Here is a 26199-nt window from a genome sequence, read left to right on the forward strand (position 1 = left end):
TATGCAGGCGGCAGGAAGACAGTTCTCCGCGGATAAAGGCTATTATCCGCTGCCGCTGAAGGAAACACTCAATAACCCGCTCGCCAAATAGTCCTGTTTCGTTTATCATAAACCACACTAATGCCGGTGGCTATAGGCCACCGGCTCTATGTTCCGGTAACCATGAAGAGAAAAGCATTGTTATATCTGTTGTTGCTGCCCGCTGCGCTCCGTGCGCAAATTCGCAACGACTGGGAGAATCCGCAGCTGGTTTCCCTGCATACCCTGCGCCCGCACGCGCATTTCACTCCTTATCCTGATGCGCTGAAAGCGCTGAAAGCGACTGCTTCGTCACTGGTGCTCTCCCTCGATGGTACGTGGCAGTTCCACCTGGCCGCCAACCCGGATTCCCGCCCGGCCGACTTCTTTAAGCCAACCTATAATGTAAGCAAATGGAAAACCATCCAGGTGCCTGCCAACTGGCAGACTGCCGGTTACGCCCCTTATATTTTTACGGATGTGGAGTACCCGTTTCCTCCCAATCCGCCATTTGTGCCAAAAGACAATAACCCTGTAGGCTCCTACAGACGCAACTTTCAATTACCTGCTGCGTGGAAGGGCAAACAGGTGTTGCTGCATCTGGGCGCAGTAAATTCATTCTTCTATGCCTGGGTTAACGGGCATTACCTCGGCTTCAGCAAAGACAGTAAAACGCCTGCTGAGTTTGACGTGACGCCTTTCCTGAAAGCGGGGGACAACACTATTGCTGTGCAGGTTTTCCGCTTCAGCGATGGTTCTTACCTGGAAGGTCAGGATATGTGGAAGCTCACCGGTATTGAACGCAGCGTGTTTCTCACCGCCCGCGAGCCGCTCAGTATCTACGATTTCTTTGCAAAACCACAGCTGGAAAACAACTATAAAGATGGCCGGCTTGATCTCGATCTCTCATTAAATAAATTACCCGCTATAACGGACAAGGCTAAACGTATCCGGGTACAATTACTGGATAAGGAAACTGCCTTGTTCACCGAAAGCCTGCAGATAGGAGCGGACAGCAATTTCCATATGACCCGCCGTTTGCCTGGTATCCGTACCTGGAATGCCGAACATCCTCATCTCTACCGCCTGCAGGTAACCTTGCAGGATCAGCAGGGCAGGGATCTGGAGAGCTTTGTGCAACAGATCGGCTTCCGTAATGTGGAGATCCGTCACGGGCAGCTGCTCGTGAATGGTGTGCCTGTGAAGATTAAGGGCGTGAACCGCCATGAACATGACATGCACACCGCTAAGGTGATCAACAGGGAGGGCATGCTGCGTGATATTCGTGTGATGAAAGAGTATAACATCAATGCGGTGCGTAACAGTCACTATCCTAATCGGGAGGAATGGTATGAGCTGTGCGATCAATATGGTATTTATGTGGTGGATGAAGCTAATATAGAATGTGATGGTATGAGCCTGCACCCGCTGCAAACCTTGTCCGACAAACCGGAATGGAAGGACGCGTACCTGGACCGTACCTGCCGTATGATAGAGCGCGACAAGAACCATTGCAGTATTATTACCTGGTCGCTGGGCAATGAGAGTGCCTTCGGAGACAACTTCATTGCTACTTACCAGTGGGCAAAGATGCGTGATAAAACCAGACCTGTTCAGTATGAGCCGGCCCGCAATACACCGTATACGGATATTGTCTGTCCTATGTACAAATCAATCGGCTACATGCAGGAATATGTACGTGAGTATCGTGACAGGCCCATGATCCAGTGCGAATATGCGCATATGATGGGCAACAGTGGCGGCAACCTGGCGGATGACTGGGCGCTGATGTATAAATACGATCAGTTACAGGGCGGTTTCATCTGGGATTTCTCTGATCAGACTTTCCTGCAACATGATTCCCTGGGAAGGGCTATCTGGGCTTATGGTGCAGATATGGGCACCGTGGGCGCTACCAGTGATACGAGCTTTTGCGCGGATGGTATGCTGGCGGCAGACAGGTCGCCGCATCCGCAGGCATTTGAAGTGAAGAAAGTTTACCAGCCCATACATATTTCCCCTGTTGATATGTCGGCCGATTTAGTGCGGATTGATAACCGTTATGATTTTAGCGATTTGGGTAATGTGGTAATAGGATGGGAGTTAAAGGGAGACGGAAAGACGATTGCAACAGGTGTTTTACCGGATACGAAGGTCCTGCCGCATCAGTCGGAGACTATTCGTGTATCCCTTCCTGCTATAACGCCTCAACCGGGTGTGCATTATTTCCTGCATCTGCATGCCAGGCTCAAAAACGCCGTGGAGCTGCTTGCTGCCGGGCATATACTGGCTACGGAGCAATGGGCGTTGCCTTACTTCCAGCCGGTATCCCCGGCTAGTGTTACCGGACAGCCGCTGAATGTGCAGAAAGGAAAAGATGGTTATCTCATCGCCAATGATCGTTTTACCGTAAAATTCACTGGCGGCTGGCTCAGTCAGTTCTCGTCCAACGGGAGTGACTATATGCAATCTCCCTTACAGCCCAGCTTCTGGCGCGCTGCTACAGACAATGACATCGGCAACAGCCAGCAGCTCCGTTGCGCTGTATGGCAGCATGCAGGAGATCATGCCCGGCTCTTATCGTGTGACGTAACCCAGCGGGATGAGCAGCATGTGGAGGTTGTATCAAGGCATTACCTGCCGGATGTGATGGCACACTATAACACGTATTATACGATACTTTCCAACGGCGACATCCGTGTCACCGCTCAGTTCCTTGCCGGAGATACGGTGATGCCTGAGTTGCCGCGTATGGGCATGCGTATGGAACTGGTTCCTGCATTAAACCAGGTGAGCTGGCTTGGTCGTGGCCCGTTTGATAATTACCAGGACCGTAAGTATGCTGCGGATGTGGATTTGTATGCACTTCCGGCTGACTCGCTGTTTCATCCCTATCCACGGGCGCAGGAGAGCGGCTACCGCTCCGATGTGCATTGGATGGCGCTGCATGATGCCACAGGCAAAGGATGGATGGCCCGCACCGATTCACTGTTCAATACAGGCGTATTGCATTTTGATATGTCGCGCCTGGATTTCAACCGCAAGGAGAACAGGCACGGAGGCTCTATGTACAACGAGCCGCTGATCTGGTGGAATATCGACTACCAGCAGGCCGGCCTCGGCGGCGACAACAGCTGGGGCGCTAAACCACACGCACCCTATACGTTGGTGTATAAAAATTACCAGTACAGTTTTACATTAAGACCACTCCATACCGGCGATAGGGCTACCGAAAAGGCGAAAGAAAGATATGAATAGATTTAAATGGATAGTATGCGCGCTGCTGCTACAGCAGGGCGTGTCGGCCCAGCGGCGGGAACAGTTTCCCGATGTGCTGGACCTGCGTTACACCGTAAAGGATACCGGTAACGTTACCGCTTCCTTCTTTTCAGATAATGGTGCATGGCACGCCTATGCGCTGCCGGAGAACGGACAGGATGCAGGCTTTACCGGGCCGCTGCTGATGGATATGAAAGGAGAGTGGCTGTCTGACCGTATTGCACGGTTAGGCATATACGAACATGATAACCGTATCACCTGGCAGGAAACAACAGCGCATTATTATCCGGGTATGTTGCGGCTCACTTGCAAAGGAGAGGGGCTGGTAATGACACAGGAGCTGATTTTCTCCGGTAACCGGGAGGCGCTGCTGTATACGAAGCTGACCAACACCACCGGGCGTGAACGGAAAATACGCGTACAGTATGATGGTAATATAGCACTGCAAAGAGGAGCACTGACCACCGGAGAGAACAGTATTCGTGTAGCGATAACTGGTACTGAGCAGGTGTTTACCATCCGCTATCTGTCTGCCGAACCGTGGAGTATCAGGACCACGCCTCACCATTACGAAGCGACGCGCAGCATTGTAATATCCGCTAATGATACCTGGAAGGGTACGCAGTTGCAGGCATATCATCTGGAACCGCATACCACTCCGGATACCAGTGATGCTGATTTCGGTGCAGCCATGCGTGCGAATGAAGAGCGCTGGAACGGGTATATGAAAACATTGTTCAGTCGTATGCCCTTCGCCGTTAGCGATAAGATGCGCAGCCGCCTGGCGGTGAAGAGCATGATTACCCTGCTCACCAACTGGCGCAGCGCTGCCCGTAGTATCCATCACGATGGGTTGTTTCCTTCTGCATCCTACCAGGGTTTTTATGGTATCTGGTCGTGGGATAGCTGGAAGCAGGCAGTAGGTCTGACTTATATTGATCCTGCATTAGCTAAGTCGAACATCCAGGCACTATTTGACTGGCAGTTGCCAGATGGCATGATACCGGATTGTATCTACACTGACAGTACTGAGAACAATCTGCGCGATACCAAGCCGCCGCTGGCTGCATGGGCTGTGTGGAAGGTGTTTGAGGCTTCACATGATACTGCGTTTCTGCGTAGCATGGATGAACCATTGCGTCGCTATCATGAATGGTGGTATACCGCGCGGGATCACGACAGGAATGGGTTGTGTGAATATGGCTCTGCTGACGGTACGCGTATCGCGGCTGCGTGGGAAAGCGGAATGGATAACGCCGTACGCTTTGATCATGCTACTATGTTGGATAATGGCAACGGCGCCTGGTCACTGAATCAGGAGTCGGTGGATCTCAATAGTTATCTCTTTAAAGAGAAAAGGATACTCGCACAAATAGCGGAAGTATTGGAGGACAGGGCAAGGGCAAAGTGGCTGCAACAAGAAGCAGATCAGCTGAAAGCGCTGATAAATGCCGCGTTCTATGATAAAGCTTCCGGGTTTTATTATGACCGCCATCTCAGCGGAGCGTTGATCCGCATAAAGGGTGCGGAAGGCTGGATTCCAATGTGGGCTGGTATTACAGGACAGGAGCAGGCGAAGTCCCTGATAAAACACCTGCAGGATACGGCGGTTTTTAATACTTTAGTGCCTTTGCCGGTACTGGACGCAAGCGAGAAAGCGTTTGATCCCAGAAAGGGCTACTGGCGCGGACCGGTGTGGATGGACCAATTTGAATTCGCTATAAGTGGTATGGATAGTTCCGGCTACCATCAGCAGGCAACTGCGCTGACGAAGAAACTGTGGCAGCATGCAGCAGGAATGAATGATAACAAACCGCTGCATGAAAATTATCACCCGCGCAGCGGTCAGGGATTAAACGCACCTAATTTCAGCTGGACAGCCGCTCACGTACTGATGCTGCTGGCTGCCAAACATTAAAAGGTTATTTATGCTATATACTTTCACATCCGCAGGCATTGAGAATCTGATGCAGCGGCACTTCGGCCTTACAGCGACCGTCAAGGAACTGGAAGGTTATGACGAAGCCAATTTCCTGGTACGGGATGCTAACGGTAACGCCTATATCTGCAAGGTAGCCAATGCTTCCCATTCCCCGCTTTTCCTGGATGCCCAGGTAAAGATCCTCGATCATCTGGCGAAAAGCCCGGTGGCCGGACGGCTACAACAGGTGGTGAAGAGCGTGGCTGGCGACGCCATCACGGTAATTTCCCTGCCGGAAGAAGTATATTATCTGCGCCTTTACACCTGGCTGGAAGGACAACCTGCAGCAACGGTAACAAATACACAGGAGCTGAATACTGCCCTGGGCAGGTTCCTCGGAGAGATGGACAGCTCCCTGGCCAACTTTGCGCATGCTGCTATGCACCGCCATATCAGCTGGGATATTGCCAATACGCTGGAAGCGCGCGACCGCCTGCATCATATTACGGATCATGAAAGAAGAAGGCTGGCGGCTTACTTCCTCCTGCAATTTGAGATGGAAGTGCAGCCGCAGTTGCACCGCCTGCGCAAAGCATACATTCATAACGATGCCAACGATTATAATGTACTGGTGAATAATGGCACTATCAGCGGGTTGATAGATTTCGGCGATATGGTACACACGGCGCTGATCAACAATGTGGCGATTGCCTGTACGTATATGATGCTGCTGAGTGAAGAGCCGCTGCAAGCCGCTGCCGCAGTGGTATCCGGCTATCATAGCGCTTATCAGCTCACCAAAGAGGAGACGGACCTGTTGTACTATCTTATTGCCGGACGTCTGTGCATCAGCGTTACCAACTCTGCGGCACATGCTGCAGCGGGCAGCAATAATGAATTCCACTTCATTACGGAGAATGCCGCCTGGAAATTACTGACGCACCTGATCACGGTGAATCCGCTGGCAGCGCAGCAGGCTTTCCGTGAGGCATGCGGGTTTGAAGACATTATTCATAAAGGTGAAGATTATAAAGAACTGCTGGACGAGCGCAAGGATCGCATCGGTCGTAATCTCAGTATCAGTTACAAGCAACCGCTGAAGATTATAAGAGGTGCGTTGCAGTACCTGTATGATGATAAAGGCCGCACATTCATTGACTGTGTGAATAACCCCAGTCATGCCGGTCATTGCCACCCTACTGTGGTGAAAGCTATACAGCGGCAGGCAGCACAGCTGAATACCAATACGCGCTATCTGCATGACCACCTGGTGAATTATGCGGAGATACTGACCGCAACCTTGCCGCCTTCACTGGAAGTATGCTATTTCACCAACTCCGGCAGCGAGGCCAATGACCTGGCTATCCGTATGAGCCGGCATTATACGCAGCAGAAGGATGTGATTGTACTGGATCATGCCTACCACGGTACATCCACTGTAGCGATGGAATTAAGTCCGTATAAATTTGATGGGAAGGGAGGCTTCGGGAAGCCTGCTACCACGCATAAAGCGCTGAATCCGGATATTTACCGCGGTCCTTATCAGGCTAATGATCCGGAGGCTGGGAGCAAGTATGCTGCTGATGTAGCTGGTATTATTGCGAGGCTGCAACAGGAAGGCAAAGGTGTAGCCGCTTTTATCTGCGAAACCCTGCTGGGGGTAGGCGGACAAATACCTTTACCGGATGGTTATTTGCAGGAAGTATATAAAATTGTGAAAGCAGCAGGCGGGGTGTGTATCGCGGATGAGGTACAGGTCGGCTTCGGCAGGGTAGGAGACGCATTCTGGGGATTTGAATTACAACATGTGACACCCGATATTGTGGTGATGGGTAAACCTATTGGCAACGGGCATCCGCTTGCGGCGGTGGTTACCACGCGGGCTATTGCTGATTCATTTAACAACGGAATGGAGTACTTCAATACCTTCGGCGGCAACCCGGTATCAATGGCTACCGGTCTGGCGGTATTGCAGGTAATCCAGGAAGAAGGGTTACAGGAACATGCCCGCGTAACCGGCAACTACTTCATGGACGGATTACGCAAGCTACAACAGAAACATGCGATTATCGGGGATGTGCGCGGCCACGGATTCTTCATCGGCGCCGAGCTGGTGCGCGACCGCGAGACAAAAGAGCCGGCAGTGCCTGAGATTGATGTGATTGTGGAAGCGATGAAGAACAGGGGGTTCCTGCTTAGTACCGATGGACCGTTGCATAACGTGCTCAAGATAAAACCGCCGATGGTTTTCAATAAAGTTAACACGGATGACCTGCTTACCCATCTTGATGAGGTGCTGGCATCGTTATAGTACGCCTTTAACAGGGCTTTAACAGGGCTTTGATACCTGGTTACTCCCTACGATCATCAAAAGACAGGCGAAGGAGAAATGAACGATAGGCAGATTTGATGTTACAAGACAATTTAAGAGCAGGGGACCTGGTACCAGGTTCCCTGCTCTTATATTTTTAAAGATGCCCTTATATTTGCGGCATGCAACAGGATTTAGCCAAGAAAGCCGCCGGCGAAATGGCGGCTACATTTATACAGCCGGGTATGACAGTTGGCCTGGGTACCGGCAGCACTGCCTATTACACCATTATGCGTATAGGGGAGCTGGTTAGAGATGGTTTACAACTGCAGGCCGTCGCTACTTCAGAACAATCGGAGCAGCTGGCCAGAGAGCAGCAGATACCTATCGTGTCTTTCTCCGAAGTAAGCCGCATTGACATCGATATTGACGGCGCCGATGAAGCGGACGAGCAGCTGCGCCTGATCAAGGGTGGCGGTGGCGCTTTGCTTCGTGAGAAGATTATTGCTGCCGCCGCCAGTGAAATGATCGTGGTGATGGATGAGTCCAAGCTGGTAAAACAGCTGGGAAAGTTTCCGTTGCCGGTAGAGGTCGTGCCTTTTGCCTGGGAGCTTACCTTCAAAAAGCTCACTGAGCTGGGCGCAGCACCCGTTATGAGAAAGAAAGATAACAAGGTCTTCATTACCGATAACGGCAATTATATCCTCGATTGCCATTATGAAAAAATCAGTGATCCGGCCGTCCTTCATCAACAATTGAACAGCACGCCTGGTGTAGTAGACAATGGTCTGTTCCTGTCTTATGCCAATAAGCTGATCATTGGCTATGCCGATGGCTCCGTGCGGTCCTTATCCAGGTAAGAAGTGTACTTGGTGTCTTTGGCAGTGATATATACCAGTAAGGAAATAAATATGCATACGGTCACGTACCAGTAATACCATGGTTCGTGGCCGATTTTTTTGAAGTACAGCGCGATTGATTCAGCCGTTCCTCCGAAAAGCGCTACTGTCATGGCATACGGGAACCCTACTCCCAAAGCCCTTATCTCCGCCGGAAACATTTCCGCCTTCACTACCGCATTAATGGAGGTATAACCGCTGACGATCACCAGGGCAACCAGGATCAGCATAAAAGCTGCCGATTCGGTAGTTACGTGGCTTAGTGTGGTCAGGATAGGCACGGTCAGCAATGTGCCGAATATGCCGAAACCTATCAGCAGCGGCTTTCTCCCGTATTTATCTGACAAGAGCCCGAATAATGGTTGTATACCGGCGTAAATGAGCATCAGCAGGAAAGTGAGTACGGTAGAGCGTTCTATGCTGAGGTGCACGGTGTTCACCAGGAATTTCTGCATGTAGGTGGTGTAGGTATAGAAGGCAAGCGTACCGCCCATCGTGAGCCCCACTACGGTGATTACTGCGCGGGGATACTGGCGGAACAGCTCTTTTACAGAGCCTTTTGCGGTTTTGTTTTCTGACTTGCTGAATGATGTGGACTCCTGCATATGTGTACGCAGGTATAGGGCAAAGAACGCCAGCAGTGCGCCGATGATAAACGGAATGCGCCAGCCCCATTCGTGTAGCTGTTGGTCGGTCAGGAATACGTATTGCAGCAGCAGTTGTACGGCCAGTGCGGTAAGTTGCCCGCCTATCAGGGTTACATACTGAAAGCTGGAGTAGAAGCCGCGTCTTTCGGGGGTGGCCACTTCGCTGAGATAGGTGGCAGAAGTGCCATATTCGCCGCCTACGCTCAGCCCCTGGAGGAGTCTGGCTATCAATAGTAAAGCGGGGGCGAGGACGCCGATACTGTTATAAGAGGGAGTGAAGGCGATGAGCATGGAGCCGAAAGACATCATCAGTACGGATAGAGTCATGGAGGCCTTACGGCCGCTGCGGTCTGCAATCCGGCCAAAGAGCCAGCCGCCGATAGGCCGCATCAGGAAGCCAACGGCGAAGATGGCCGCCGTGTTCAGCAGCTGAGCGGTGTAATTCCCTTTCGGAAAGAATACGGGCGCAAAGTACAACGAGAACGTAGCATAAATGTACCAGTCGTACCATTCCACTAAATTCCCTGCGGAGCCGGTCAATATTGCTTTTATCCGCCATGCGTTTGATTGAGTCATATGTGATAAGGATATATGTGTTTGTGGGTTGACAGCTTATAGCTTACAGCTGTCAACGGTTGATAGTGAAGGGTTAAAGGTAAAAAAAATTGGTTATTGTCAGATAAACCCATATCTTCGTTGCGCTTCTTTAGAATATTGTATTGCAATTCTGTTAGTAATCTCCTTTTACATTCAGCTTTTTTTACATTTTTTCTTCAGGTGCTCAGGTTGCCGCCTGTCTAAAAAGGGCAAACAAGTTCACTATTAAATATTAAATAAATGCAAACAGGTGTAGTTAAATTTTTTAATGAAGCTAAAGGTTTTGGGTTCATTAAAATCGAAGGTTCTGGACAAGAAATTTTTGTTCACGTATCTGGTATCAAAGAAAGCATCGGCGAGAACGACCGCGTAGTATTCGACGTGGAAGAAGGTAGAAAAGGCCCGAATGCTGTTAATGTAAGACTGGCATAACTTATTGAATAATAGTTTTGTTATCAACTGCCCCCGCTTAGCGGGGGCAGTTTTATTTTATTTGGTTATTTGATTATTTAGTTATGTTGCTATTTAAAATGCGGCGGAGATCTATAGTTGTTAAAATGACTGCAGATCTCCGTCGCATTTTAAATAGCAACATAACTAAATAATTAAATAACCAAATAAACTTATCTTAGCAAATTCAATTTGAATTATTATGCCCCAACCGGATCATACAAATTACATCTTCCACCTGGCGGCAGATTTCATTAATCACACAAACCGTCATGTTTTCCTGACCGGTAAAGCCGGTACAGGGAAGACTACGTTTCTGAAACATATAAAAGAGCATACGAAAAAGAATACGGTGGTGGTAGCGCCTACAGGTGTGGCTGCTATCAACGCCGGGGGCGTTACCATGCATTCTTTTTTCCAGCTGCCTTTCGGGCCTTTTATCCCGGGATCAAAGAGAGGTTTCGGCATTGATGAGATCAGCAGTACAGATAAGCATTCCCTCTTCCGCAATATTCGTTTTACCAACGATAAGAAAGTGTTGTTGCAGGAGATGGAACTGTTGATCATTGATGAAGTGAGCATGGTGCGTGCGGATATGCTGGATGCAATAGATACGATCCTGCGGCATTTCCGTAATAAGCCGCTGCTGCCTTTCGGGGGGGTACAGGTGCTGTATATCGGCGATCTGTTTCAGTTGCCGCCGGTAGTGCCTGAAGGTGAATGGTATCTGCTGAGGGAATATTATAACAGCTCCTTTTTCTTCGACGCCAAAGTGATTGCACAGGCGCCGCCTTTATACATTGAGCTGAAGAAAATATACCGGCAGAATGAACAGGAATTTATAGACATCCTCAACAGGGTGCGTAATAATGATGTGGAAGAAGACGACCTGATGCTCCTCAACAGCCTGTACAAGCCTGGCTTTCAGGGCGATAACGGGGAATACATTGTGCTTTCCACTCACAACCGCAAGGCGGACGACATCAACGCCCAGCGACTAGCCGCCATGCCCGGAAAAATGTTCCGGCTGGAAGGTAAGATAGAAGGGGACTTCAGTGATAAGGCCCTACCCACGGAACAGGTGCTGCAACTTAAAGTAGGCGCACAGGTAATGTTCCTCAAAAATGACCTCGCACAACCACGCCGTTACTACAACGGTAAGATAGCAACCATCTCCCATATCGATGAAAACGAGATTATGCTGGTGCTTTCCGGCTCTCATGAAGAACTGAAGCTGGAAAAAGAAACCTGGCGCAACATCCGTTACACCTACAATCAGGAAGAAAATACCATTGAAGAAGAGGAAATCGGCAGTTTTACACAGTTCCCTATCAGGCTTGCCTGGGCGATCACTATTCACAAAAGCCAGGGCCTGACCTTTGAGAGAGCCATCATCGATGCCGGATATGCATTTGCCCCGGGGCAGGTATATGTGGCGCTGAGCCGCTGTACATCGCTGGACGGGCTTGTGCTGCATTCGCGTATCGGCTACGGCAGCATTAAAACAGATCAGCAGGTGATCGATTTTGCTGAAAAGGAAAACGAGGCCAATGAGCTGGTCGTGCTACTGGAGGTGGAGCGTAAGAAGTATCAGGCATCCTCGCTGCTGCAGTTGTTCGACTGGTACCGCATGCAGGCCAATGCGCGCAGCTTCGCTGTATGGATACAGGATAAGAAAGTCCCTGATATCGATGCATCGCTGACGCTGAGCAGGCATCTGTCTGCCAGGGTGGAACAACAGCAGGAAGTGGCCGCCAGATTTGGCATTCAGCTGAATCAGTTGCTGGACACGGCTGTACAGACCGGGGAAACAGACCAGTTCGAAGAACGGGTGAGCAAGGCCATCGGATATTTTACGAAGAGTATTTATGAAGACCTGATTACGCCGTTAAGAGAACACATGGTTGAAGTGAAGAAGGGTAAGTCGAAGAAGTACCTGTTACAACTGATGGTGCTGGAATCTGATTTCTGGCACAAGTTAGAGCAGGTATGGGATGCGTCTTATGCTGATCTTAACTTCACGAAGGGGCTGAAGAATTACCTGGAACTGAGAGAAGAGGCTGGCGCTTCAAAGGCCGTCACTCCTCCCACTGCAAAAGGCAAGGTGGAAAAGGGGAGCAGCCGCAGAGGCACGCTGGAGCTTTATCTCGGAGGGAAGTCCATCGCAGACATAGCCGTTGCCAGGCAGCTGGCCGTCAGCACTGTTGAGAGCCATCTGGCCCAGTGTGTGGAGGCTGGTGAAATAGAGCTGTCCCGCTTTGTGCCGGAGGCGACGGTGAAACTGATCATGTCTCATATCCGTGAGCTGGGCGCCACTGCCGCAGGGCCTATCAAAGAGCGTGTAGGGCCGGCTGTGAGCTTTGCCGAAATCCGCGCAGTACAATGGTATTTAAAGAAACAACAGGAAGAACAGATTATGAAAGATTAATTATGAATGATTAAAAGCAAAGGACGTGAAACTAAGTGTACTGGATCAGTCCCCTGTGCGCAGGGGCAGCAACGCTATGGAAGCATTGCAGGAAAGCATACAGCTGGCAAAGCTGGCTGATAAACTGGGATACACACGCTATTGGTTGTCGGAACACCACAACACAAAGACGCTGGCCGGCGCATCGCCGGAGATTCTCATTACGAGGCTTGCCAGCGAAACCAATCATATACGTATCGGATCAGGCGGGGTGATGTTACCCAACCACAGTACGCTCAAGGTAGCGGAGAATTTCCGCCTGCTGGAAGCGCTTTATCCCGGCCGTATAGATCTCGGCATCGGACGTGCACCAGGCGGCGACCGCCTTACCGCACATATCCTCAATCCTTCCAACACCTTCGATCCCAAAGAATTTGTACAGCAATTGGTGGACCTTCAGGCCTGGCTAACTGATACGGTTACGCCGGGTTCAGCACAGGAGAAAGTAAAAGCCATTCCCTTTATTCCATCGGCGCCGGATCTCTGGATACTGACGTCCAGTGGTGAAAGTGGTTTGCTGGCGGCGCATTTCGGGATGGCGTTGTCGTTTGCCCATTTCATCTACCCGATAGGCGGGCCGCAGGCAGTACGTAAATACCGCGAGCAGTTTAAGCCGTCGGCACATCTGGCAGCGCCTAAGGCGAGTGTCGGGATCTTCGTATTCTGTGCAGAAACAGAAGAGAAGGCCGGGCAGATGCAGGCTGTGATGGATCATCGCCTCCTGAGTTTTGAAAAGGGGAGGTACGATGAGCAGGTGGTTTATGAAGAGATCAAAAATATACAATACACGCCTGAAGAACTACAACGCATACACGCTAATCGCGGCCGCATGGTCGCCGGCACGCCGGAGCGTGTGAAAGCCCAGCTGGAGCAGCTTGCCGCAGCATATGAGGTAGATGAACTGGTGATTGCTACCATTGCAGAACAACATGAAGACAGGCTGCGTTCTTATGAACTGCTGGCAGAGGTGTTTGCGTTATCTATGTAGTTATTTTGTTATTTACTTATGTAGTTATTTAAAATGCAGCGGAGATCTGTTACTGTTTTAATAACTACAGGTCTCCGCTGCATTTTAAATAACTACATAAATGAATAACAAAATCAATAAATCTTAAAATTAAGCCAGTAACCGTTAAAAATAAGGAAGTATTCCTCCTGTCACCTCCGTTAAATTTGCAGAGATCATGATCATTAAATCACTGCATCCGTGAAAGTTGGATTATTTATACCATGTTATATAGACCAGTTTTATCCGCAGGTGGGCATTGCTACGCTACAGCTGCTGCAAAAACTGGGATGCGACGTGGAGTACCCGCAGGGTCAGACCTGTTGCGGACAGCCTATGGCTAATTCGGGTTATGAGCATCTCACACATGAGTGCAACAGCCTGTTCACCCGTCTCTTTGCTGAATACGACTACATTGTGGGGCCTTCGGGCAGTTGCGTACTGCATATCAAGGAACATCTTCATGACCCTGCGGCGGAGACGGCAGCTGCCGGGATACGGTCACGCATATATGAATTGACAGAATTCCTCACTGATGTGCTCAAGGTAACGTCGTTGCCTGCACGGTTTCCCTGTAAGGTGGGGTTGCATCAGAGTTGTCATGGTCAGCGGGGGCTGATGCTTGCCCAGGCCAGTGAGCTGGTGGCGGCGCCATTCTCAAAGCCGGAGCAGCTGCTTAAAATGGTAGCCGGTGTAGAGCTGGTGGAGCTGGATCAAAAGGATGAGTGCTGCGGTTTTGGGGGTACTTTTTGTGTGGCGGAAGAAGCGGTATCTGTGAAGATGGGAAAAGACCGTATAGCCGATCACGTTAGGCATGGCGCTACGGTGATTACCGGAACAGATGTGAGCTGCCTGATGCACCTGGAAGGAGTTCTGCGCCGTAACAATGAAGCTGTTAAAGTGATGCATATTGCCGAAATCCTCAATCAGACCATCCCATGAGTAATGACCACGCAACATTATCCCAACGTTTCAACGAGAATGAGCCGCGCGTAGACTGGCACAATGAAACGCTTTGGTGGGTGCGCGCCAAGCGTGACCGCCAGGCATGGAGCATTCCTGAATGGGAGCAGCTCAGGGAGGCCGCTTCAGCGATCAAACGGAATGTGCTGGGGAATCTCGACAGTTACCTCCAGGAGTTTGAAGCGCAGGCCATCAGCAACGGCGCTGTTGTGCACTGGGCTGCCGATGCTGCAGAGCATAATGATATAGTTACTGGTATTCTGAAGAAACATAACGTGCAGCGCATGGTGAAAAGTAAATCCATGCTCACGGAGGAATGCCATCTCAATCCGCACCTGGAGGCCAATGGCATTGAGGTGATTGATACGGATCTGGGCGAGCGCATTGTACAGCTGGCGAAAGAACCGCCCAGCCATATTGTGTTGCCCTGTATACATAAGAAGAAGGGAGAGATCGGAGAATTGTTTCATGAACATCTGGGTACGCCTGCGGGCAACGCAGATCCGCAGTTTCTCACAGAGGCTGCGAGGCAGCATCTCCGGAAGGAGTTCCTGCAATCGCGTGCAGCCATTACCGGTGTGAACTTTGCGGTTGCTGAAACGGGCGAGATGGTGGTATGCACCAACGAAGGCAATGCCGATATGGGCGCCCACCTGGCAGATGTACACATCGCCTGTATGGGTATCGAAAAGATTATTCCGCAGCGGAAGCACCTGGGAGTGTTTTTGCGTTTGCTGGCACGTAGCGCTACCGGGCAGCCGATTACTACTTACTCCAGTCATTTCAGGAAACCGGCAGCGGGGAAGGAGCTGCATATTGTAATTGTAGACAATGGCCGTACGCAGCAGCTGGGCCGTGAGGACTTCCGCAATTCGCTGAAGTGTATACGTTGTGCTGCCTGCATGAATACCTGCCCGGTATACAGGCGTAGTGGGGGGCATAGCTATCATACCGCGGTTGCAGGGCCTATCGGTTCAATACTGGCGCCCAACCTGGATATGAAGCATTACGCAGACCTGCCGTTTGCGTCTACGCTATGCGGCTCCTGTACGAATGTATGCCCGGTGAAGATCGATATACATCAGCAGCTGTATAAATGGAGACAGGTATTGGTGAAAGAGGGATATACTACTGCGTCAAAGACGGCGGGCATGAAGGTGATGAGCGCGGTATTGTCGAAGCCTGGTAATTATAAGCGTGCGGGTAAGATGGGCCGTTGGGTGATGCGCGCATTTCCGGGGATGGTGAACAACCGGTTTAATCCCTGGTATAAACAAAGAGAGATGCCGGTAGCTCCGAAGCAATCATTTTCGGAGTGGTATGCAGAAAATAAAAACGAGGATACAGAAAATAAAGGGTCATGAGTAGCAGGGAAAAGATATTGGCGGCAGTAAAAAAGAACCAGCCGGAGGAAACGGGGTTGCCTTCACTGGATGGGTTGTCAGGCGCTATGCCTGCAACGCTGGAGGCATTCCGTAAGGTGTTGGAGGGGTTGGGAGGAGTGTTGTGCGAGGTCGGGAATAAGTCGGAGGTATTACCATTGCTACGTGAGCGTTATCCTGATCTGAAGCGGGTTATTGTAGCGGAAGATGCGGACCAACAGGACTGGGTACACGAAGATCCGCATGCGCTTGAAGATGTGGATATGGCTGTGGTGAATGGTCAGTGGGGCATAGCAGAGAACGGATCGGTGTGGGTTACGGAGCAGGAAATAAAAATAAGGGTGCTGCCGTTTATCTGCCAGCATCTTGCCATAATTTTGTCGCGCGGGAATATTCTGGCTACTATGCATGAGGCATATGAAAGGATAGGTGCACCACAGTCCGGGTTTGGTGTGTTTATCGCCGGGCCATCGAAGACAGCGGATATCGAACAGTCGTTGGTTTTGGGGGCTCATGGGGCCAGAAGTCTCACCGTATTAATTCTTCCTTAATTGGCACACATAAATCGCGGAGTAATGCGTTTAATTGTCTATATTTGTTCGCAAGTATAAAACTGGTATGGTGTTTGCTCCAAAAGCGTCCGTTGAAAATACTTATTAAATCGGGATTAGAAGAACCATATCGAACTTTAGTTAACCAGCATAAAATTTAGTGCCATGCATCGACTTAGTATTACTTTAGAGACACCATTAAGTAGCAGTCTTTCGGGTCCAGGAAGATTGTTAAAAGAACGTGTATTTCATTCCCGGAAAGTGAATGTTTTCATTAAAACATGTTGCAGCAAGTTTTGTTGTTGAGTTCGCCGTTTGCGTATACTCGTTCCTGTTATAAGCCCGAAAAGAAGAATGGATAAAATACAGAACCAGGGCTATTCAGAGCGGTCAGGTATAGTTAGTGCTCCTTCATTTGCAGATTGTTTATTGAGGTGGTTTTGATATGTTCTTAAATTTTAATGGATTTTTTTTTTAAATGTTTACCTTTTCATAACAGAACTTATCAAAATTTAGTGTTTACTTTGCGTATCTTTAGAAACCAAAAAAAGATATACGTTAAAGTATACCATATAATGCGAACTAGTGAATAAACGATCTGATCAGAGAAGAGAAGCGCAACTATGAAAAACCTGGACACACATGCGCAGCTTTATTGATTAGACGACTGAGTATAAATTAATCATATCTTATTATTGAAACCTATGGTGCATCGATCATCATGGATTACCCCGTCATGGCTTATATTGTTACTTGACCTTGGGTGCTCCGTTCTGGCCATTAATCTGGCGTATCTGCTCAGGTTGAATTTTGATGTGGAGGCTTTGGCTCCATATCCACTATTGCAGATCTCATTGGTTACATTAGGAGTGAATCTTGTATTATCGCTCCTGTTACGTACATACCGTGGTATTGTGAGGCATACCAGCCTTTCAGATATCGGGAATATTGCGTTGCTGAATATTATCAGCTGTTGCGTGTGTATTACTATCGGCTACTCGCATATACTGAGCGCGGATGCGCTTCTCTTTCCATTGTCAGTTATCCTTATTAATTTCTTCATCAGCTCTTTCCTGCTGTTATCTTACCGTCTTGTAGTCAAATGGATTTTTAAATACTATAACAACTTTCGTTCTGTTAACAGGACACGCGCTGCTATCTTTCATACGGGTTCTAGCAGCCTTGCGCTGCGTACGGCGCTCAGCAATGCGCCTGATTCGGAGATACGTGTGGTGGGCTTCCTGGCTGATGCGCGCACGCATGCGGGTAAATCTATTGAAGGGTTGCCAGTGTTTTCTGCGCGCAGAGGGCAGCTCTTTAAAATGGTGAAGCAGGGCAAAATATCTCTTCTGCTCATTCCTGACGATTATATCGATACCAAGCGTTTCAATGAGTTGGTGGAAGAGTGTATCTCCCTCAATATCCGGGTTAAAAAAATAGTACCAGTAAGCCAATGGATAGACGGCATGAATAACAATACCATTCAGTTGAAAGACATCAACATCGAAGACCTGCTGGAAAGATCTGTGATAGATATCAAGAACCAGCAGCTCAGCCAGGAACTCAAAGGCAAAAGTATCCTGGTTACCGGTGCAGCCGGCTCTATCGGTAGTGAAATTGTAAGACAGCTGGTGAAGTATGAACCTTCGGTTATTATTCTCTGTGACAAGGCTGAATCACCGCTGCATGAACTGGAGCTGGAGATGGCTGAAAAAACCACGGACATACCGATCATACCATACATTGGTAACGTGTGCGACAGAATCCGTATGCAGCAACTGTTTGAGGTGTATGCGCCTGTTATAGTATATCATGCCGCTGCTTACAAGCATGTGCCTATGATGGAAAAGAATCCGTCTATCGCAGTGATGAACAATGTAGTGGGTACCAAAATACTTGCTGAGTTGTCAGTAGAGTTTGGGGTAGAGAAATTTGTGATGGTATCTACGGATAAGGCAGTGAATCCTACTAATGTGATGGGCGCCTCCAAACGCATCGCGGAGATTTTCACACAATCATTCAATAACCATATCAACGAACTATATAAAAAGGCGGGTCCTGTTTACAGCGCGCCGCCCACGAGATTTATCACTACCCGGTTCGGTAATGTACTGGGATCTAATGGGTCTGTTATTCCGCGATTCAAGAAACAGTTGGAGAAGGGAGGACCTATTACGGTTACGCATCCTGAGATAACCCGTTATTTCATGACTATTCCTGAAGCTTGTCAGCTGGTACTGGAAGCCGGTGCGATGGGTAAGGGCGGGGAGATATTTGTGTTCGATATGGGTAAGCCCATGAAGGTAGTGGATCTCGCGAGAAAGATGATCCGCATGGCTGGTAAAGAACCCGGAAGAGATGTACAGATTGTGTACTCTGGCTTGCGTCCCGGCGAAAAGCTATATGAAGAATTGCTTAATAATGCTGAAAATACATTGCCCACCTATCACGAAAAAATACTGATAGCTAAAGTGAGAAGCTACAGCTTTTCAGAGGTGAATCTCAAGATCAATGAGCTCATAGAGTCAGCGCAGCAGCATTACCTGACACCCACCGTGGCCCTCATGAAGGGGCTGGTGCCGGAGTTTATCAGCAAGAATTCAGCATACGAGGAACTGGATAGAGATAAAATAAAATTGTAAAAGATTAGTCCTGTATTGTATTTACCATGGCATCTTACATGCCTGGATGGGACCTTCTTATTCAAAATCGTGCATTAAATTATGAAGCTTACCGTGGGGGAGCAGTGCTCCCGTTTAGTCAACTTTTTTAAGAGTCGCCGTGTGGGCCGTCTGGCAATGGCCGCAATTATCAGTGTGTTTTTATTTTCCTGCGCTGGTCCGAAGAATGTTACTTATTTCAAGGACATTCCGGATACCGGCAGGCTTAAAAGCGTAGCTGAAGCGAGTTACAGTACACCGCGCATCCAGGTGGATGATATTCTGCAGATTACGATCCAGACACTGGATGCCGGCGCCACTTCCGTACTAAACCAGCAGAATACGGCTGCATGGCCGACAATCGGTTCATCGACTGCTTCTGCTGCTCCCGGTGGTAATATCAGCGGATACCTGGTAGATAAGGACGGCAATGTAGTGCTGCCGTTGATTGGTAAACTGCTTGTAAAAGATAAAACGACAGAAGAGGTAAGAACAGAGGTGACTGCAAAGGCTGCACAGTATTATAAAGATCCTGTGGTGAATGTCAGATACGCCAACTTTAAAATCACGGTGCTTGGCGAAGTGGCAAGGCCATCCAGCTATGTGATGCCCAATGAAAAAGTTACTCTGCTCGATGCGATAGGGATGGCGGGAGACCTGACTATCTTTGGCAAACGTGAAAACGTACTGCTGATAAGAGAGCGGGACGGTAAAAAAGAGTTTGCGAGATTCAACCTGAACGATAGCCACTTGTTCACCTCGCCCTATTACTATCTGCAACAGGGAGATGTGGTATATGTGGAACCGAACAAATCAAAAGTAGTGGCAACAGATGCTTCACGGTTAAGGAATATTACGATCATAAGTTCTGCTATCACGCTACTGGTGGTAATATTAACAAGAGTTAAGTTCTAATCCTTTAAAGCATTTGCATGTACGAGAATACTAATTCAAAGAACCCATTTTCCGCGAACGGTTCAACACCGCCTGCACAGCAACAGGACAGTGTATTCGATCTGAGAAAAGTACTGGACGGCCTCCGGTCGCACTGGTATATTTATGTACTGAGTATCATCCTTACCGGCGTATGTGCGTGGTTATATCTGCGCTATGCTACGCCCAGTTATAAGATCAATGCCAAGATACTGGTACAGGATGATCAGAAAGGAGGAAACCTTCCCGGAGAGGAGTTACTCAGTGAGCTGGAACTCTTTAACAGTAAAAGCTCGGTGGACAATGAAGTAGAGATACTCAGTTCCCGTTCCATCATGGAAAGCGTGGTGAAGGGCCTGCAGCTGAACGTTATGTATATCGCTGACGGACGTGTGAAGAAAACGGACCAGTACAGCAATCTGCCATTCACTATGGAGTGGGTGACACTGAGCGACAGTCTTCAGAAAATGATTTATACGGTTAGGCCTATCGGGGAGGATAAATTCACCCTGAGCCGTCCGGGTCTCACGAGACAGGCTAACTGGAATGATACGCTTCATTTGAGGGAGGGTATTGTCAGGATGGTGCGCCATCCGAAATTTGTGTTGGTCAACAAAGATTATGATGTAACCGTCATCTCGGTGGATCAGGCGGTGGCGAAATACAGGGGACTTGTTACCATGGAAGTGCCCAATAAGCAGGTAAGCACTGTAGCGCTCACTATCACGGACGCGATCCCTGAAAGGGGGGAAGCGATCCTCAATAAACTGGTAGAGAATTACATGAGGGCCAGTGTGGATGATAAGAACAAGATTGCTGACAGTACCATCGCGTTCATTGATAACAGGCTGGTAGCGGTGACCAGAGAGCTATCTGGTGTAGAGAAAGACATCCAGCAGTTCAAACAGTCTAATGCCGTTGCTGATTTACAGGAGCAGGCCAAGCTATTGGTGGCTGGTACCGGTGATTTCTCGAAGCAGCTGGTGGATCAGCAAGTGCGTCTTAACATCGTGGAGTCAATGCACCGCTATATGCAGGATGAGGGTAATCAGGCCCGTGTGGTGCCTTCTTCATTGGTTGTGCAGGATCCTACTTTCCTGGGTCTTGTGGAACGTTATAATACTTTGCAGCTCGAAAGGGCAAGGCAATTGTTGTCGACCACAGAGAATAACCCGATGATTAAAAATATCGATCAGCAGCTGAGCAATCTGAGGTCGGACCTTATCTCGAACCTTGGTTCACTGAAGAGAGGTATAGAAGTAAGCATTGCTGAGTTGCAGCGCAGCTCCGGCAACCTTAATAAAAAGATCCAGGAAGTGCCTGCGAAAGAGAGGCTGTTTCTCGATATTTCGCGTCAGCAGGCTATCAAACAGGAACTGTACCTGTTCCTGCTGAAGAAGCGTGAAGAGTCGGCCTTGTCCAAGTCTTCCAACCTGGCGGTGGCGAGGATCATCGATCCTGCCAAGAGTGATCCGCTGCCATTCAAACCGAAAAGGCTGCTGATATACCTACTGGCGATTGTGGCCGGTATCGCATTGCCAACCGGCGGACTGTATGTGAAAGGATTGCTCAACATCCGCATCACCAACAAGAAGGATATTACCGGGGCTACACATCTGCCTGTTATAGGTGAGATAGGCCATACTTCTACTAAAGAACTGGTTGTGGTGAAAAAGGATGCTGTAACGCCCATTGCAGAGCAGTTCAGGGCATTGCGTACTAACCTGCAGTTTGTGCTTGCCGGTGCGCAGCACAAAACCATTATGCTGACATCCAGTATGAGCGGTGAGGGTAAATCCTTCGTAGCGGCCAATCTGGCTTCGGTTTTGGCGTTGTCCGGTAAAAAGGTAGTTTTGTTGGAGATGGACCTCCGCAAGCCCAAACTGTCTGAAAAGCTGAAGGTAGACAATCGTATCGGCTTCAGTACTTACGCTATCGGCAAAAGTTCGCTGGAAGCGGTGATCAAACCCTCAGGGATACACGAGAACTGTTTTGTGATCTCGTCAGGCCCTATTCCGCCAAACCCCGCAGAACTGATGCTGCTGGAACAGACGGAAAGGATGTTTAGCGAGCTGCGTGAATTGTTCGATTATATCATTGTGGATACCGCGCCGATCGGACTGGTAACAGATGCACAGCTGCTGGCCCGCTTTGCTGATGCTACGCTTTATCTCGTACGTCAGAGTTTTACCTTCAAGCAGCAGCTGGGAATACCTAATGATCTGTCTGCACAACGGAAGATGCCGAAGATCAACCTGATCGTGAATGATGTGAAGGCCGGCAGGAATTATGGGTATGGTTATGGTTATGGATACGGTTATGGTTATACGCAGGTGACCAAACCCAAAGGGGTGGTGAAGCGTATCCGGCACTTGATAGGAAAGTCTTAATTTATTGATAAATAAAACTCCAAAGAAAACTAATCGTTAATATGAATCAGGAAAAAAGGATTGCAGTAATTGGGTTAGGGTACGTTGGATTACCGTTAGCTGTTGAATTTGCAAAGCAATACAAAACTTTTGGCTTCGATATCAACGAAGCAAGGATCTCTGAACTGATGGCAGGCCGTGACCATACACTTGAGGTGGACACGGAGGAACTTAAAAGTGTGATCACTCCTGACGTGAATGCGGCTACTGGGCTGTATTGTACCAATAAACTGGATTTGATAAAGCCGGCTAACTACTTTATTGTAACGGTGCCTACCCCGGTGGACAGGCATAATCGCCCTGATCTTACACCGCTGCACAGAGCGAGCGAAACGGTAGGTAAGGTGCTGAAGAAAGGAGATATTGTTGTGTATGAATCTACCGTATATCCGGGTGTAACAGAGGACGAGTGTGTACCCATCCTGGAGAAGGTTTCGGGTCTGAAGTTCAATGTAGACTTCTTCGCAGGTTATTCTCCTGAACGTATTAACCCGGGTGATAAGGAACATACCGTTACCAAGATATTAAAAGTGACTTCCGGTTCTACCCCTGAAGTGGCAGAGAAAGTGGATGAGCTGTACCGCTCTGTTATCAAGGCGGGTACGCATAAGGCGGCATCTATCAAAGTGGCGGAAGCGGCTAAGGTGATTGAGAATGCGCAGCGCGACATCAACATCGCTTTTGTGAATGAGCTGGCGAAAATATTCAACCTGCTGGACATTGATACTTCTGATGTACTGGCGGCTGCCGGTACCAAATGGAACTTCCTGAAGTTCAGACCGGGTCTGGTAGGTGGTCACTGTATAGGTGTGGATCCTTACTATCTGGCGCAGAAAGCACAGGAAGTGGGTTACCATCCTGAAATTATACTGGCGGGCCGCCGCGTGAACGATGGTATCGGCGCATATGTGGCGCATGAAGTAGTGCGACTGATGGTGAAGAAGGAAGTGCCTGTGAAAGGTGCGAATGTACTGGTACTTGGTATCACTTTCAAGGAGAACTGCCCGGATGTGCGCAATACTAAAGTAGTGGATATTCTCAATACACTCAAAGGATATGAAATGAACATCTGCATTCATGATCCGTGGGCAGATCCTGCTGAGGTGAAGCATGAATACAGCTGGGACTGCACGACGAGCATACCTGAAGGCGCCCGCTATGATGCAGTACTGCTGGCAGTTGCGCATCACCAGTTCAATGACATCGACCTGAAAGCTGTATGTAAAGACAAGGCCGTGATATACGACGTGAAGGGCGTGCTGCCAAAAGAAGTGGTGGACGCAAGGTTATAAGATCAATTAAAAGACGCTATATATTTTTTGCATGTACGACGTAGCTTTTCATACAGGGGATTTGTCCCGCAGTTCTTTTCTCGTAACAGGTGGCGCCGGCTTTATAGGCTCCAACATAGTGGAGTACCTGCTGAAGTACGGAGCGGCCAGGGTGCGGGTGCTGGATAATTTCTCCACAGGTTCGAAGAATAATCTCAGTGCTTTCACTGATAACCCGGCTTTTGAACTGATAGAAGGGGATATACGCGATGCGGCAGCGTGCAGGCAGGCAGCGGAGGGGATCGATTATGTTACCCATCAGGCTGCGCTTGGCTCTGTACCCCGTTCTATCAATGACCCCATTACAACCAACGAAGTGAACATCTCAGGTTTCCTGAACGTGCTGGTAGCCGCGCGGGATGCACGCGTAAAAAGAATGGTGTATGCTGCCAGCTCCAGCACGTATGGTGATCATCCGGGACTTCCCAAGCAGGAAGACCTGATCGGGAATCCATTGTCGCCTTATGCAGTGACGAAGTATGTCAATGAGCTGTATGCGAATGTGTTTTCAAAAGTATACGATTTCCATACTATCGGATTGCGTTACTTCAATGTGTTTGGTCCGCGGCAGAATCCCAAAGGCGCCTACGCGGCTGTGATCCCGCTGTTCATGGATGCAGCCATCCATAAGAGCACGCCGGTGATCAATGGGGATGGTGAAACCAGCAGGGACTTCACTTTTGTGGAGAATGCGGTGCAGGCCAATATCAAAGCGATGTTCAGGGAAAACATTGACCACTCGGAAGTTGTCAATATCGCCTTCGGTGAAAGAACTACCCTGAATCAGTTGTGGGAGATGATTTGTAAATGTGCGGCGGTAGAAATAAAGCCGGATTACGGTGTTGAAAGGAAAGGAGATGTCAGGCACAGTCTGGCTGATATTTCAAAAGCGAAGCAACTGATCGGATATGATCCGCGTGTAAGCGTGGCTGATGGCCTTGTGCTCACGTATGAATGGTTTGGCGGCAACGGCATTTGATTTAAAAGCAAATTCTTATGACAAAACATATGAACAAAGTATTGCTGGTATTCGGCACGCGTCCGGAAGCTATTAAAATGTGCCCCCTGATAAAGGAACTGGAAAAACATCCGGGCACTTTTGACGTGAAGGTCTGTGTTACAGGCCAACACCGGGAAATGCTGGATCAGGTACTCAATATCTTTGAAGTGAAGCCTGATTATGATCTCAAGATTATGAAACAGGGCCAGGACCTCTATGACGTAACCGTGGGTGTGCTGGCAGGTATGCGCGATGTACTGGAAGATGCGAAGCCGGACGTGGTGCTGGTGCATGGCGATACCACTACTTCTACAGCGGCCGCACTTGCTGCTTTTTACAAGCAGATTCCGGTTGCCCATGTGGAAGCGGGTTTAAGAACTCACAATATATACAGCCCCTGGCCGGAAGAGATGAACCGTAGTATAACAGGGCGTATTGCCACCTATCATTTTGCTCCTACCAGATTATCAAAACAAAATCTGCTCGCCGAAAATGTAAGCGAAGAAAACATCTTTGTTACCGGCAATACCGTGCTGGATGCACTGCATATGGTACTGGGAAAAATGCAGCGCGAAGAGAATATGAAGACAGCTGTGGAAGCACGCCTGGTACAGGAAGGGCTGCCTGCATCATTGCTGGCAGCCTGGGATGGCAACAACCGTGTAAACAGGCGTCTGGTGCTGATTACAGGGCATCGCCGCGAAAACTTCGGCGATGGTTTCCGCAGTATTTGTTATGCTATCAAATCACTCGCAGAAAAATATCCTGAAGTGGATTTCGTATATCCTGTGCACCTCAATCCGAATGTGCGCAAGCCGGTGAACGAAATTCTGCAGCAGGCAGACCTTGCGAATGTCTACATCATCTCTCCGCTGGATTACCTGCCGTTTGTATACCTCATGAGCAAGAGCTGTCTGATACTTACCGACAGTGGCGGCGTGCAGGAGGAAGCACCCGGCTTAGGCAAGCCTGTGCTGGTGATGCGTAATACCACCGAACGTCCGGAAGCCGTAGATGCCGGCACCGTGAAACTGGTAGGTGTAGATGAGGAGAAGATCAAGGAGGAAGTAAGTGCGTTGCTCGACAATGAAGACGTATACAACAGCATGGCACAGGCGGTGAACCCATACGGAGACGGTAAAGCATGTCACCGTATCGCCAGGATGCTCAGCAGAGAGGCTGTTGTGGAACAGTTTATCTGATCACAGATCATTATTGAAAAATCTTTATAGCAATATCATTATTGAGAACCGTTTATTGATAAACCGTGGGCATACTTACAAAGAAATTAAAAGCACTTGTAAAAAAAGTCTACCACTGGGCTAATGATACGCCCCTGGCTTCTTTTAAGCTGG

Annotated in this window: 17 protein-coding genes; 16 read left to right on the top strand and 1 reads right to left on the bottom strand. The window is 49.0% G+C overall.

Translation table 11 applies throughout. The annotated features are described in order from the left end of the window. Positions 1–120 precede the first annotated feature (120 nt). The 4 genes from VM802_RS26300 (at position 121) to rpiA (ending at position 8389) form a co-directional block, all read left to right on the top strand. Positions 121–3276, top strand: coding sequence for a glycoside hydrolase family 2 TIM barrel-domain containing protein (locus VM802_RS26300; RefSeq protein WP_325536332.1), 3156 nt, complete (start codon positions 121–123; stop codon positions 3274–3276). Further along, on the top strand, positions 3269–5215 hold the full coding sequence (locus VM802_RS26305; protein ID WP_325536335.1) for an MGH1-like glycoside hydrolase domain-containing protein: 1947 nt from the start codon (positions 3269–3271) through the stop codon (positions 5213–5215). Before VM802_RS26300 ends, VM802_RS26305 begins: the two co-directional genes overlap by 8 nt. A 10-nt stretch (positions 5216–5225) precedes the next feature. Continuing rightward, complete coding sequence (locus tag VM802_RS26310; protein WP_325536337.1) at positions 5226–7529, top strand: aminotransferase class III-fold pyridoxal phosphate-dependent enzyme; 2304 nt, start codon at positions 5226–5228, stop codon at positions 7527–7529. A gap of 182 nt (positions 7530–7711) precedes the next feature. Beyond that, on the top strand, positions 7712–8389 hold the full coding sequence (gene rpiA, locus VM802_RS26315; RefSeq protein WP_325536339.1) for a ribose-5-phosphate isomerase RpiA: 678 nt from the start codon (positions 7712–7714) through the stop codon (positions 8387–8389). Here rpiA and VM802_RS26320 read toward each other — a convergent pair. Then, a complete protein-coding gene (locus VM802_RS26320) occupies positions 8353–9651 on the bottom strand; it encodes an MFS transporter (protein WP_325536341.1) in 1299 nt (432 codons plus the stop codon). The two genes, rpiA and VM802_RS26320, sit on opposite strands and share 37 nt — an antisense overlap. Before the next feature lie 261 nt (positions 9652–9912). Between VM802_RS26320 and VM802_RS26325 the strand changes: the two genes are divergently transcribed. The 12 genes from VM802_RS26325 to wecB all read left to right on the top strand — a co-directional run bounded on the left by VM802_RS26325 (position 9913) and on the right by wecB (position 26046). Continuing rightward, a complete protein-coding gene (locus VM802_RS26325) occupies positions 9913–10104 on the top strand; it encodes a cold-shock protein (RefSeq protein ID WP_079472790.1) in 192 nt (63 codons plus the stop codon). Between the two features lie 220 nt (positions 10105–10324). Beyond that, positions 10325–12550, top strand: coding sequence for a helix-turn-helix domain-containing protein (locus VM802_RS26330; protein WP_325536348.1), 2226 nt, complete (start codon positions 10325–10327; stop codon positions 12548–12550). A gap of 25 nt (positions 12551–12575) precedes the next feature. Continuing rightward, a complete protein-coding gene (locus VM802_RS26335) occupies positions 12576–13577 on the top strand; it encodes an LLM class flavin-dependent oxidoreductase (RefSeq protein ID WP_325536350.1) in 1002 nt (333 codons plus the stop codon). A gap of 219 nt (positions 13578–13796) precedes the next feature. Next, on the top strand, positions 13797–14537 hold the full coding sequence (locus tag VM802_RS26340; protein ID WP_325536352.1) for a (Fe-S)-binding protein: 741 nt from the start codon (positions 13797–13799) through the stop codon (positions 14535–14537). Next, positions 14534–15922, top strand: a complete 1389-nt coding sequence (locus tag VM802_RS26345) for a lactate utilization protein B (protein WP_325536354.1) — start codon at positions 14534–14536, stop codon at positions 15920–15922. The genes VM802_RS26340 and VM802_RS26345 overlap by 4 nt, the downstream gene beginning before the upstream one ends. Then, a complete protein-coding gene (locus tag VM802_RS26350) occupies positions 15919–16491 on the top strand; it encodes a LutC/YkgG family protein (RefSeq protein WP_325536356.1) in 573 nt (190 codons plus the stop codon). Before VM802_RS26345 ends, VM802_RS26350 begins: the two co-directional genes overlap by 4 nt. A gap of 704 nt (positions 16492–17195) precedes the next feature. Further along, a complete protein-coding gene (locus VM802_RS26355) occupies positions 17196–19133 on the top strand; it encodes a polysaccharide biosynthesis protein (RefSeq protein WP_325536358.1) in 1938 nt (645 codons plus the stop codon). Positions 19134–19214: 81 nt separating this feature from the next. After that, a complete protein-coding gene (locus VM802_RS26360; RefSeq protein WP_325536360.1) occupies positions 19215–20066 on the top strand; it encodes a polysaccharide biosynthesis/export family protein in 852 nt (283 codons plus the stop codon). A gap of 17 nt (positions 20067–20083) precedes the next feature. After that, positions 20084–22474, top strand: coding sequence for a GumC family protein (locus VM802_RS26365; protein WP_325536362.1), 2391 nt, complete (start codon positions 20084–20086; stop codon positions 22472–22474). Between the two features lie 41 nt (positions 22475–22515). Further along, entirely contained in the window at positions 22516–23805 is a 1290-nt protein-coding gene (locus VM802_RS26370) for a nucleotide sugar dehydrogenase (RefSeq protein WP_325536364.1), read from the top strand. A gap of 31 nt (positions 23806–23836) precedes the next feature. After that, entirely contained in the window at positions 23837–24823 is a 987-nt protein-coding gene (locus tag VM802_RS26375; protein WP_325536366.1) for an SDR family oxidoreductase, read from the top strand. Between the two features lie 17 nt (positions 24824–24840). Continuing rightward, positions 24841–26046 (top strand): non-hydrolyzing UDP-N-acetylglucosamine 2-epimerase, encoded by a 1206-nt coding sequence (gene wecB / locus VM802_RS26380; protein WP_325536368.1) that lies wholly within the window; start codon positions 24841–24843, stop codon positions 26044–26046. Positions 26047–26199 lie beyond the last annotated feature (153 nt).

The sequence above is a fragment of the Chitinophaga sp. genome (assembly GCF_035538455.1).
Classification (GTDB): Bacteria; Bacteroidota; Bacteroidia; order Chitinophagales; family Chitinophagaceae; genus Chitinophaga.

Excerpts from the sequence above, each read along its gene's own strand:
- VM802_RS26300 (WP_325536332.1), top strand. The coding sequence starts at position 121 with ATGCCGGTGGCTATAGGCCACCGGCTCTATGTTCCGGTAACCATGAAG.
- VM802_RS26305 (WP_325536335.1), top strand. The coding sequence starts at position 3,269 with ATGAATAGATTTAAATGGATAGTATGCGCGCTGCTGCTACAGCAGGGC.
- VM802_RS26310 (WP_325536337.1), top strand. The coding sequence starts at position 5,226 with ATGCTATATACTTTCACATCCGCAGGCATTGAGAATCTGATGCAGCGG.
- rpiA (WP_325536339.1), top strand. The coding sequence starts at position 7,712 with ATGCAACAGGATTTAGCCAAGAAAGCCGCCGGCGAAATGGCGGCTACA.
- VM802_RS26320 (WP_325536341.1), bottom strand. The coding sequence starts at position 9,651 with ATGACTCAATCAAACGCATGGCGGATAAAAGCAATATTGACCGGCTCC.
- VM802_RS26325 (WP_079472790.1), top strand. The coding sequence starts at position 9,913 with ATGCAAACAGGTGTAGTTAAATTTTTTAATGAAGCTAAAGGTTTTGGG.
- VM802_RS26330 (WP_325536348.1), top strand. The coding sequence starts at position 10,325 with ATGCCCCAACCGGATCATACAAATTACATCTTCCACCTGGCGGCAGAT.
- VM802_RS26345 (WP_325536354.1), top strand. The coding sequence starts at position 14,534 with ATGAGTAATGACCACGCAACATTATCCCAACGTTTCAACGAGAATGAG.
- VM802_RS26350 (WP_325536356.1), top strand. The coding sequence starts at position 15,919 with ATGAGTAGCAGGGAAAAGATATTGGCGGCAGTAAAAAAGAACCAGCCG.
- VM802_RS26355 (WP_325536358.1), top strand. The coding sequence starts at position 17,196 with ATGGTGCATCGATCATCATGGATTACCCCGTCATGGCTTATATTGTTA.
- VM802_RS26360 (WP_325536360.1), top strand. The coding sequence starts at position 19,215 with ATGAAGCTTACCGTGGGGGAGCAGTGCTCCCGTTTAGTCAACTTTTTT.
- VM802_RS26365 (WP_325536362.1), top strand. The coding sequence starts at position 20,084 with ATGTACGAGAATACTAATTCAAAGAACCCATTTTCCGCGAACGGTTCA.
- VM802_RS26370 (WP_325536364.1), top strand. The coding sequence starts at position 22,516 with ATGAATCAGGAAAAAAGGATTGCAGTAATTGGGTTAGGGTACGTTGGA.
- VM802_RS26375 (WP_325536366.1), top strand. The coding sequence starts at position 23,837 with ATGTACGACGTAGCTTTTCATACAGGGGATTTGTCCCGCAGTTCTTTT.
- wecB (WP_325536368.1), top strand. The coding sequence starts at position 24,841 with ATGACAAAACATATGAACAAAGTATTGCTGGTATTCGGCACGCGTCCG.